This is a genomic window from Ensifer sp. ZNC0028, from assembly GCF_000799055.1.
Lineage (GTDB): Bacteria > Pseudomonadota > Alphaproteobacteria > Rhizobiales > Rhizobiaceae > Ensifer.
The window spans coordinates 1-582 of sequence record NZ_JTLA01000250.1 but is presented as its reverse complement, the minus strand read 5'-3'; the positions used below and the strand labels follow the sequence as shown (position 1 = coordinate 582).

At 71.8% G+C, this 582-nt stretch carries 1 pseudogene; it reads left to right on the top strand.

Features of this window, described 5'->3' with window-relative positions:
* Positions 1-582 (top strand): annotated as a pseudogene (locus tag L981_RS35340) (pseudouridine synthase); the annotation flags it as partial.

Genomic DNA, 582 nt, shown 5'->3' with positions numbered 1-582 from the left:
CCGCCGCGACGATCGTCGCGATGGCCCCCGCGGCAAGGGTGGCCCGCGCGACGACCGCGACGCCAAGTTCGAGGACCGGCCGAAGCGTGCGCCGGCGCAGCGCGCCCGCACGGCCAATGTCTGGATGGCGCCGGGCGCCCGCCCGCTTGCCGAGAAGAAGCCGAAGTCCGTTGACGGCGACGCCACCGAGAAGTCCGCCCGTCGCGAGCGTCCGGAAAGCGCACCGAAGTCCAAGCGCTACGGCCGCAACAAGGATGGCCTGGCGACGAAGACGACTGGCAAGTTCGACCCGGACCGCAAGGGCGCTTCCAAGGATTTCGGCCGTGGCGCCGACAAGCCGGCCCGCCCCTTCGTCAAGAGCCGTGACGAGGACGGCGAGTGGATCAGTGCCGCCGAGCCGGTTCGTCGCCGCGACGAAGGCCGGGATGGCGGCTTCGATCGTCGCAAGTCCTTTGATGGCGGCGACCGCAAGTCGCGCGATCACGGAGATCGTCCGCCGCGCCGCGAGGGTGGAGATCGCCCGCGCGGTGACCGTCCGGCCCGTGCCGAGGGTGGCGAACGCCGTTTCGACAAGCCGCGCGC